Source organism: Commensalibacter sp. M0133, from assembly GCF_016101485.1.
Lineage (GTDB): Bacteria > Pseudomonadota > Alphaproteobacteria > Acetobacterales > Acetobacteraceae > Commensalibacter > Commensalibacter melissae.
In genome coordinates this window covers 40287-49854 of sequence record NZ_JACFQI010000006.1, presented here as the reverse complement: position 1 = coordinate 49854, position 9568 = coordinate 40287, and the positions used below count along the sequence as shown (strand labels likewise).

Annotated in this window: 10 protein-coding genes; 3 read left to right on the top strand and 7 right to left on the bottom strand. The window is 37.4% G+C overall.

Annotated features, from left to right (window positions below; genetic code table 11):
- The first annotated feature begins 356 nt into the window (after positions 1 to 356).
- On the top strand, positions 357 to 2633 hold the full coding sequence (locus tag H3T46_RS08570; protein WP_155566301.1) for a Hint domain-containing protein: 2277 nt from the start codon (positions 357 to 359) through the stop codon (positions 2631 to 2633).
- A 52-nt stretch (positions 2634 to 2685) separates the two neighbouring features.
- On the opposite strand, the gene H3T46_RS08565 is transcribed toward H3T46_RS08570, so the two are convergent.
- Positions 2686 to 3645 carry an SDR family NAD(P)-dependent oxidoreductase gene (locus tag H3T46_RS08565; protein ID WP_198198232.1) on the bottom strand — a complete coding sequence of 320 codons (960 nt, stop codon included), beginning with the start codon at positions 3643 to 3645 and terminating at the stop codon, positions 2686 to 2688.
- A gap of 234 nt (positions 3646 to 3879) precedes the next feature.
- Here H3T46_RS08565 and dps point away from each other — a divergent pair, with 234 nt between their 5' ends.
- The gene (gene dps / locus H3T46_RS08560) at positions 3880 to 4398 is read left to right on the top strand and encodes a DNA starvation/stationary phase protection protein Dps (protein WP_155564929.1); all 519 of its coding nucleotides are present in this window, start codon (positions 3880 to 3882) and stop codon (positions 4396 to 4398) included.
- Between the two features lie 87 nt (positions 4399 to 4485).
- On the opposite strand, the gene H3T46_RS08555 is transcribed toward dps, so the two are convergent.
- Both H3T46_RS08555 and H3T46_RS08550 read right to left on the bottom strand, forming a co-directional pair.
- The gene (locus H3T46_RS08555) at positions 4486 to 4965 is read right to left on the bottom strand and encodes a DUF192 domain-containing protein (protein ID WP_155566306.1); all 480 of its coding nucleotides are present in this window, start codon (positions 4963 to 4965) and stop codon (positions 4486 to 4488) included.
- Between the two features lie 81 nt (positions 4966 to 5046).
- On the bottom strand, positions 5047 to 5709 hold the full coding sequence (locus H3T46_RS08550; RefSeq protein WP_155564928.1) for an MBL fold metallo-hydrolase: 663 nt from the start codon (positions 5707 to 5709) through the stop codon (positions 5047 to 5049).
- A gap of 263 nt (positions 5710 to 5972) precedes the next feature.
- On the opposite strand from H3T46_RS08550, the gene H3T46_RS08545 reads away from it, so the two are divergent.
- Positions 5973 to 6734 (top strand): CHAP domain-containing protein, encoded by a 762-nt coding sequence (locus H3T46_RS08545; protein ID WP_198198234.1) that lies wholly within the window; start codon positions 5973 to 5975, stop codon positions 6732 to 6734.
- Between the two features lies 1 nt (position 6735).
- Here the strand turns inward: H3T46_RS08545 and H3T46_RS08540 are convergent, their stop codons facing one another.
- From H3T46_RS08540 to H3T46_RS08525, 4 genes are read right to left on the bottom strand one after another with little or no spacing between them, the layout of a single operon-like run.
- Positions 6736 to 7194 carry a 23S rRNA (pseudouridine(1915)-N(3))-methyltransferase RlmH gene (locus tag H3T46_RS08540; protein WP_198198236.1) on the bottom strand — a complete coding sequence of 153 codons (459 nt, stop codon included), beginning with the start codon at positions 7192 to 7194 and terminating at the stop codon, positions 6736 to 6738.
- Between the two features lie 7 nt (positions 7195 to 7201).
- Complete coding sequence (gene rsfS, locus H3T46_RS08535; RefSeq protein ID WP_155580001.1) at positions 7202 to 7630, bottom strand: ribosome silencing factor; 429 nt, start codon at positions 7628 to 7630, stop codon at positions 7202 to 7204.
- A gap of 41 nt (positions 7631 to 7671) precedes the next feature.
- Positions 7672 to 8280 carry a nicotinate-nucleotide adenylyltransferase gene (locus H3T46_RS08530; RefSeq protein ID WP_155580000.1) on the bottom strand — a complete coding sequence of 203 codons (609 nt, stop codon included), beginning with the start codon at positions 8278 to 8280 and terminating at the stop codon, positions 7672 to 7674.
- Positions 8277 to 9545, bottom strand: coding sequence for a glutamate-5-semialdehyde dehydrogenase (locus H3T46_RS08525; protein ID WP_198198238.1), 1269 nt, complete (start codon positions 9543 to 9545; stop codon positions 8277 to 8279). Before H3T46_RS08525 ends, H3T46_RS08530 begins: the two co-directional genes overlap by 4 nt.
- Positions 9546 to 9568: the final 23 nt, after the last annotated feature.

Genomic DNA, 9568 nt, shown 5'->3' with positions numbered 1-9568 from the left:
CCAATAACAAAAATAATAGGTTATCAAGACCTTACACCTTAAATAACCATAACCCAGCCAACAATACATCCAAATCTCCGATTCCATCACTCTCAATTTTGTTAAATTATTTTTTTAAAAATTTTATTAATATTCATAAGGTTATAAGAAACTACACCTATAGAATCAAATAAATGCCAAGGCCTTTTATAAAGTAACCATGTTTTTTTAAATATATATGCCTTTAATAATTATTATTTTGTTTACAAAATGTTATAAATACGTAAATATTACTTATAAAGAATTATAAATATTAAATAAACTGCAACGATATTGCAAAAATTGTTTCGAAACATTTTAGAAAGAATTAATATATAATGGCAGACAATAATAAATCCTCAAAAATAGAGGAAGAAATTATACAAGATAGAAATTATCATATTACTCGTAGAATGGTAACCATTCATAACCAGAATACCACCTTCGTCAATGCGACAATTCATGCTTATTATGACCAGGCAACCGGAAAAACCATGTACAAAGTCATCGGTGCTGATACTTGTTTTGGCGCACCTGATGGTATTTATGAAGGACCCATCAATATATCTGGAGGTAAATTAATTGTAGAGAATGGTGCGGTTGCCACTGATTTGATAGTAATTACCAGTGATGGGCAATGGCCAACCGTTGACATTCAAAATGGTGGAATACTTCAAAATTCAAATGTTTATAACGCCTGGTTAAATATTGAAGATGGTGGTTTATCTCAAAACAACACGTATACATCAATAAATATGGCAGACATATGCAAGGGTATCCAAGGCATTTCAAAAAATGATACTTTTGGTGGATATAATAACGGGCAGATTTATGATTCACATCTTATCTCTGCGAATGGTGCCTATCATTTTACACCTGACAATGGCATTGTCAGTGGGTTCAATTTACTGAATAATGCCAAAATAATAAATCCTATTATCAAAGGTGAACCAACGGTTGGTAATTTCACATTAAATGGCGGTACAGAATTTGGAAATATAGATGTAAAAAATAATTATATAAATAATATAAACCAAACATTGGTAAGATTGAATGAAAATCCTGTTTTTATCGGTGGAGACTGGGTTGCAAGCCTGGATCCGGATACTGGAAGAACAGTTTATACAAATAATATCACGAAAATTATCGTTGAAGGCCCTATCAATCTTGTGGACATTAATTCCTTGACCATCAATAAAGGAGCTGTTGTTGAACATCTCAGGGTAACAATAAATACAAGATCAGCTGATTCCACCATTAATAATTATGGGACTCTTAAAGATTCCATATTATCAAACAGCACCATTAATAATCACGTTGGCGCAGTAACAGAAAATAACACCTTTTATTCCATAAATTACAATGGCGCAAAAGGCTCTGTTACTAAGCATGATTTTTTCTATCAATCTGCCACCGCTCCTTTTTGTGCATCAGATTCGAACGGTCAGAACCGAGTTGTCGATTTAACACAAGGGGGTGTTTTTGATGGATCTTATGTTGGTGTTGACAAGGGTGCCGGAACATACCAGGTATTGGTAAACGGTGGTATAATCAACAACCAGGACAATTCCGATCCTTGTTTCTTGGAAGGCACGATGATAGCCAGCCCTAAAGGTTTAATAGCCGTTGAACATATTAAAGAGGGGGACCAGATAACCACCTATCTTGACGGTAAAGAAAAACCATCTCCTGTTATTTGGGTAGGTCATCGTACAATCAAAGTCAAAACAACCCTTAATGACGAGAATGCCGGATATCCTGTACGTATTATCAAAAATGCGATCACTGATGGTGTTCCTTTTAAGGATATGTTGATTACAGCCGAACATTGCATGTTCTTTAAGAATCATTTCATTCCGGTTCGCATGCTGATTAATGGATCCACCATCTTTTATGATCATTCAATTAAAGAATATACCTATTATCACATTGAAACTGAAGAACACGCAATCATCAAAGCTGATGGCGCTCTGACTGAAAGCTATCTGGATACAGGACATCGCTCCGTATTCAATCACGACCAAAAAGTGATCAGCATTATCAATCGGGGAAAAAGCTGGAATATTGATTCAGCAGCTCCCTTGGGAACAACAAAGGAATTGGTTGAGCCTATTTTCAGTCACTTAATGGATAGGGCTAAAGATTTAGGTTATAAAATTGAACTGCCTGAAAAAAGCATCACCAATGACAGTGCATTGCGCCTGGTAACCAATACTGGAATAACTTTGACCAAACTATATCAAAAAGAAGGATATGTTGCTTTTAAGATTCCACCAGACACCGTATATGTACGTTTAGTTTCTCGTGCGAGCTGCCCAAACCGGGTTATCGGTCCCTACATTGATGACCGTCGCATACTCGGTGTTTTAATTGGAAATGTGACGCTTTTGCGTAAAAACCAAGCATTCTCCCTAACAGAGCACCTCTCCTCTCATACCTTGGATGGCTGGCATACACGGGAAAATGCCAATGCTCGCTGGACTAATGGTAATGCTGTAATAAATATTGACAATGGCAAAGCTGACAAACCCGGCATATTGATAATCCAAGTACTATCCCATGATTATTATATTAATGAAAAATCAGAGTATCAACAACAATTACATATAGCCTGATTTATTTAGAGTTTAAGATTTGGACAATAATCAGTCCAAATCTTAATCGATATTAAATATACCCCTTGAACCATCTGACAAAATATTCGACACCGTTTTTTAGGTTTGTTTTGGGTAACCAGCCCGTTTTTTGTTTGATTTTTCTGATATCTGAAAGTGTCGCCTCAATATCCGTATTAGGGCGAGTTACATAATTGATCAATGCTTTCTTACCGAGATAATTTTCCAAATATACAATAAGTTTTTCAACCCGTTCCTGACAATTATTCCCGATATTATATACGTCATAATCCTCCAAGGTAAAACAATCAAATAAACTTGTTAATGCACCCACTACATCATCAATGTAGGTAAAATCACGTGAAAGATTATCCCCTGTATATAATGTGATTGGCTGTTGATGTTCAATTGCCCTTGCAAATATATAGTATGCCATATCAGGTCTACCCCATGGACCATATACTGTAAAAAACCGTAATCCCGTTTGTTTCAGGCCATAAACATGACTGTAACTATAAGACAATAATTCGGCAGACCTTTTGGAAGCCGCGTAAACCGAACCCGGTTTATCGACGCGATCTTTTTCACTGAAAGGAATCTTTTTATTCAACCCATAGACGGAAGAAGATGAAGCGTAAAAAATGCGCTCCAGTTTTTCCAATCTACGTGCTTCCTCTAATATAACCAACTGTCCTGTAACATTGGTCTGGATATAGGCAAAAGGATTTTTCAGGGAATATCTTACCCCCGCTTGTGCGGCTAAATGAACTATATAATTAATATCTCTATATTTGTCGAATAATGAGGTTATCGCCTCTTGATCAGAAATATCAACTTGATGAAAAATAAAATTTTTATATTCTTTTAATCTGTCACATCGAGCATTTTTTAAACCGATGGAATAGTAATCATTAAGATTATCCAAACCAATAACCGTTTCACCACGTTCTAACAATTTTTTTGAAATATGAAAACCGATAAATCCTGCCGCACCCGTAATCAAAAAAATCACTTTTGAGCTCTTGTCACTTAAAATTATAAAAAACGGATTATAATCAGAATTTTCCCAGATCTTCAAGTCTGAAGCCTTGCTTAATTATTTTCTGAACACTTAACTTTACCATAAATAAATATTAATTAATTATTAAATAAAATCGACAACTCATAATTAAAAATAAACTATTATTGTATCATTACTTAAAATATTTTATAATTCTTACAAATAATTATTTTAGGAGATAGTCTAATGACCAAAACAAAATACCCGCTACATCCTACTCGTAATAATTTGCATTCCAATACTAAAACCGTTGTTATCCAACTATTAAATGCCCGTCTTGCGGATGGTCTTGATATCGCGCTTATTACCAAACAGGCCCACTGGAATATGAAAGGACACAATTTTATAGGCGTTCATAAAATGATGGATGATTTCCGCAGTGAACAAAACGAGCTGAATGATAAAATGGCTGAAAGAATTGCCGCCATCGGTGGAACAGCCTTGGGAACAACTCAGGAAATCGCCAAGAATTCAAGCATTGCTGAATATCCAACAGATATCATCAGTGTCGATGACCATTTGACCGCACTTTCTGAACGATTTGCAATCTATGCCAATGCCCTTCGCAAAGCTATTGATGAAGCTGATGAGGCTGGTGATGCGGATACTTCTGACTTGTTTACCGAGGTGTCCCGTGCAATGGATCAACAACTATGGTTCCTGGAGGCACATAAACCCTATCCATCCAAGTTACACGCCAAGTAGCTTTTATCTGAAATTTTGTTTTACATAATTTGTTTTATAATCTGCTGGTATTTCTTCCAGCAGATTTTTTTATTTTCTAAACTGTTATTATTGATTTTGTACAGATTTTTTTTTATTTGATATGGAATTATCAAAAATTGCACTATCAACCACATCCCCTACCTTGATCCCCAATTTTTCTGTTATCCCACCTTTCAACTCCAAGGTGGCGATGACCGGACCCTGGCTACTGACAGAAGCCAAACTATATGGCACCGTATTTTCAGCAATTGCTTGAATATGATGATCCGCACCAATAAAAACCATATCCAGGGAAACAAGTGTATTTTTCATCCACATCATGCTACGTTGCGGGGCTGGCCACATAAACAACATTCCGCCATTTTCAGGAATTGAAGTTCTAAACATCTCCCCTACCTCTTGCTCTTTAGGGGTTTTCGCAACTTCTATTATAAAACTATGCTTTCTTCCATCTTTAGAGGAAATTGTCAGAGGTTCTTTTGCCAATTCAGCCTGCGCTTTATTTATTACATGATCGGGATTTTCTGCAACAACCTCCCGGCTCATTCCTGTAAATAATCCTACAATTCCTACTAATACTGAACTATAGCGGAAAAAAAAATTTTTCATTTTAGACATCCTGAATTTTTAAGTTAATAATGGATTAGTCTTTTTTTCAACACCAATGGTGCTACCCATTCCATGCCCGGGTATAAAGTAAATATCATCTCCCAATGTTAATAAACGCTCTTTGATGCTTTTGATCAGCAGAGCTCCATTACCATATTCCCAATCAGAACGTCCTATCGTGCCCTTGAAAAGAGTATCTCCGGTAATTAACAAACGTGCAGAAGGTTCAAAATAAACTATATGACCTGGCGTATGACCAGGAATATGAATAACTTCAAAATTTATTCCATCAAATGTCAAACGCTCTTTATCCTTTAAAAAACGCGATGGTTTAACATCTCGGATCTCTGAAGTGGGAAAACCGAAATGGTTACAGTTTTCAACAACTTTACTTAACAAGAACAAATCCTCTTTTGATGGACCAAGAAGAGGAACCGCCCTATTATATATTTGCCCAAGTTTTTCCTGTAACAACATAGCCCCACCAACATGATCAAAATGACCATGCGTTAACAAAATAGCCTGTATATCTATATGATTGGTTTGAATTGCAGAAAGAATCGTATCAACATATGCACCCGGATCTATTGCAACTCCAATATTATTATCCTTGTTCCAAACTAGTGTACAATTTTGATAGATGGGTGTAACTGGAATAATTTCTATTTTCAAACTGGACATTTCTAAAAACAAAGCGTGTTCACCCTTAATATTTATAGCTTGTTACTTCAACAATATTCATTCTTTATACAAATATAAATAAATATTCAAATAATAACCTTAACCATACGATCGTTGCTATTTTGCACCATAACAGAACACATTCAGAGAAATTTTTCTAAAAAAATAAAAAACTCCCAAATTAATATTGCCCTTGATATACAGATCAGTATAAGTAAATTTTGTTCGTCGTAAAATCCAAGCCCTAACCTACCAGGATTCCAATGGAAAAGATTCAACCTGTTATTCCCAGAAGAATTAAAATTCTACTTTTTTCCCTTGTATCTTTTTACACTGTGTCAACAAATGTAGAGGCACGCTCCCCTGTTCATCATATACATAAAAGAATCCATAAAAAAGCGAATGTTCACAAGGTTTCTGCCACTCATCATACAAGAAATTCACATTTCAGAACCCGAATCTATAAATTCAAACACAAATCTTATGGTCATGTCATCCAGTGTGTCGCTTTTGCCCGATCCGCTTCTGACATTCAATTAAAGGGAAATGCAAGGGACTGGTGGAATAATGCGGAAGGCGTCTATAAACGTGGAAACACTCCGGAAGCAAATAGTGTTTTGAGTTTTCGTCCAACCAGAAGAATGCCCCTGGGACATGTTGCCGTCGTAAAACAAGTGGTTGATTCGCGAACAATCATAATCGACCAATCTCATTGGGCGCAAAGAGGTATCAGTCATAATACACCTGTCATAGACGTATCCGCAAACAATGACTGGTCAGCCGTTCGTGTGGCTTTAAATGGCAATAAAAATGCCTTTGGAAGTATCTATCCTACTCATGGATTTATATATCCATCCACTCAGGAAACAACCCGTCCTATTATTCGTGAAAATACAAAAGGAAATATACGGACGTGGACAGCTGACGCCGCTACAGCAAAAACAACAACTGAAGTTGCATTGGCGCCAAACATTTCTGACAGTGATCTCTTTGGATCTGACGCCCCTAACCGCTCTTTAAAATAGCCTACGGACGACCCTGTCGGTGATAGGGGTGTCCCGACAAGATCATTTGAGCCCTGTAGATTTGTTCAGTTAACAAGATTCTGGCGATCATATGAGGCCAGGTTAACTTTCCCAAGGAAATAACAGAGTGAGAGGTCTTGATTGCAGAAGCGTGCAATCCCTCTGCCCCGCCAATTAAAAATGAAATTGATTTAGATAATTCCAAACACTTTTGCATATGCATTGCAAAATCAAAACTGTTATAACTTTTTCCACCCTCATCCAAACTAATGATCAAGGATTTTTCTGGAACTGCCTTCAAAAGATTTTGAGCGTCCTTTATCTTGGTCTCAATAGGCTGACCTTTGCTTTCATTAATTTCAATTAGTTCCAAACTGGGACGAATACGTTTGGCATAACGATTGAATAAATCCAGTTCTGCCCTATCCCGCATTTTGCCAATGGCAATAATTGAAAACATAGAAAAATTAGACTTGATCAGGTTCAGAAAATTCAGGAATTTCAACCCCCCAAATACGTTCAATATTATAATATTCTCTTGCCTCTGCTCGAAACAAATGAACTATAATATCTCCTGTATCTAATAAAACCCAATCACTGCTTTTTTCTATTGCGATCTTTCTGATTCCCTGTTCATACAAAATCTTGTCAAGATGTTCAGCCATTGCCATGATCTGGCGATCCACCATACCTGTTGCAATAACCATACGATCTGCAAATGAAGCTTTTCCTACCAAATCAATGACAACAATATTCTCCGCCTTATCTCCTTCCAAAGATTCAATAATCAAATTGACGCATTTCTGCAATTTTTCAATATCTATAATCGTTTTGTCATTGATATCATGTTGTTGTCTGTTTTGTTGTAATGTTTCCGATAAATTATTTTGATTCATTAATAACCCTATTTCTATTGTTTAATATTTACATGTAACCATTATAAACCTGATCTTCCTTGAGCCCTTAAAATTGTGGCTGAAATTTTGTTTTCTGGAGATGGAACAAATACCCAAGCTGGCGGCTTATAACTGGCCAAAACCGAAGCTTTCTGTGAGGACAACCGATATGAGCGGGCCCATTGTGCAGCCTTTCCGTTTAATGCCTTATAAATATAAGGAGGGCGTGGAAAAATTGCTATAGGCACGAGCCGTAAAATCTTTTGCCATCTTGACCAGAATGCCATTTGTGACAATCCATCAGCGCCCATCAGCCAAACAAATTTACAATTTGGGAAGCGCTGATATAATTTTTTCAACGTATCGTAACTATACCGTGTATGTAACCGGCTTTCTATATCTGTCGCAATGATATGCCGACCATCAACGCATTTTTGTACCCCTTGAAAACGTTCCGAAAAAGAAGCCATTTCTTTTCCGGTTTTCAAAGGATTCCCCGGAGATACCATCAACCATACCTGATCCAATTGTAAAATGGTAAAAGCCCGACGAGCCAGTTGTAAATGACCACTATGAACAGGATTAAAGGATCCGCCTAATAATCCAACCTTTATATTTCTCTGATCACCCCATGTCGGTATTGATATCATATAGGTCTCACCTGTCCATTTCCAATAACTTCATAACGATAACTTGTTAATTGTTCAACTCCAACAGGTCCTCGTGCATGTAAACGACCTGTAGCAATGCCAATTTCGGCTCCAAACCCAAATTCACCTCCATCACAAAATTGTGTGGAGGCATTCCACATAACAACAGCACTCTCAACATGATCCATAAAATAACGGGCAACCTCTTTATCCTCAGTTAAAATAGCCTCGGTATGTCCACTACCATATTTTAATATATGCTGAATTGCCTGATAAATATTTTTAACTACCTTAACTGATAACACCGAATCCAGCCATTCTGTGGCAAAATCATTTTCCTTTGCCACATCGATACGGGAATCAATTTTCACTGCCATAGTGTCTCCGACCAGACGGCATCCCAGCTCAATTAAGTCATCGGCTAATTTGGGTAAATATTGTCTGGCTACCGCTTGATCAATCAATAAAGTTTCAGTGGCACCACAAATCCCTGTTCGACGCATTTTTGCATTTATTAAAACAGCACGTGCTTTCTCGAAATCCGCTAATCCATGTATATAGGTGTGACATAATCCAGCTGCATGAGCCAAAACAGGTATACGGGCCTCTTTCTGAATGAATTCAACAAGGGATCGTCCCCCACGAGGGATTAAAACATCAATTAATCCAACGGCCTGCAACATGTCTTTCACATGTTGACGATTATTATCCGGTGCCATGGCTATTATATCAGGATCAAGGCCGGCCTCCTGAACACCCTTTTGCATGGCCTGATGGATTAGAATTGCCGTTTGATAGCATTCGGAACCACCTCGTAATATAACACCATTACCAGATTTGATACAAATACCTGCCGCATCAGCACCAACATTCGGACGACTTTCATAAATCATGCCAATAACACCCAGAGGAACGGTAACTCGTCTAATTTCCAGTCCATTTGGTCTTGTCCAGCAAGCCTGCTCTTTTCCTAAAGGATCAGGTAACGTCGCAATCGCCTCCAAGCCATGCGCCATTGCCTCCAACCGGTTTTCATTCAATGTCATACGATCCTTAAAGGCTTCACCAACTTCTGTTTTCTCCACTTCCTCGGAATTAACAGACAGGATGGCATTCATTGAAGCACGCAGCGCTTGTGCTGCACAAAGCAAGGCTTTGTTACGCTGTTGGAGTGAACTGTGAGCCAATGAATAAGAAGCTTTTTTAACCTTTCTAGCCAATTGTTGGATCGAGTTCGATTGAGATAAGGTAGAATTGCGATTCACTCCACCTACTCCTTAATAATTTT

Bases quoted from the DNA above. Each gene is read 5' to 3' on its own strand.
- H3T46_RS08570 (WP_155566301.1), top strand. From the start codon at position 357: ATGGCAGACAATAATAAATCCTCAAAAATAGAGGAAGAAATTATACAA.
- dps (WP_155564929.1), top strand. From the start codon at position 3,880: ATGACCAAAACAAAATACCCGCTACATCCTACTCGTAATAATTTGCAT.
- H3T46_RS08555 (WP_155566306.1), bottom strand. From the start codon at position 4,965: ATGAGCCGGGAGGTTGTTGCAGAAAATCCCGATCATGTAATAAATAAA.
- H3T46_RS08550 (WP_155564928.1), bottom strand. From the start codon at position 5,709: ATGTCCAGTTTGAAAATAGAAATTATTCCAGTTACACCCATCTATCAA.
- H3T46_RS08545 (WP_198198234.1), top strand. From the start codon at position 5,973: ATGGAAAAGATTCAACCTGTTATTCCCAGAAGAATTAAAATTCTACTT.
- H3T46_RS08540 (WP_198198236.1), bottom strand. From the start codon at position 7,194: ATGTTTTCAATTATTGCCATTGGCAAAATGCGGGATAGGGCAGAACTG.
- rsfS (WP_155580001.1), bottom strand. From the start codon at position 7,630: ATGAATCAAAATAATTTATCGGAAACATTACAACAAAACAGACAACAA.
- H3T46_RS08530 (WP_155580000.1), bottom strand. From the start codon at position 8,280: ATGATATCAATACCGACATGGGGTGATCAGAGAAATATAAAGGTTGGA.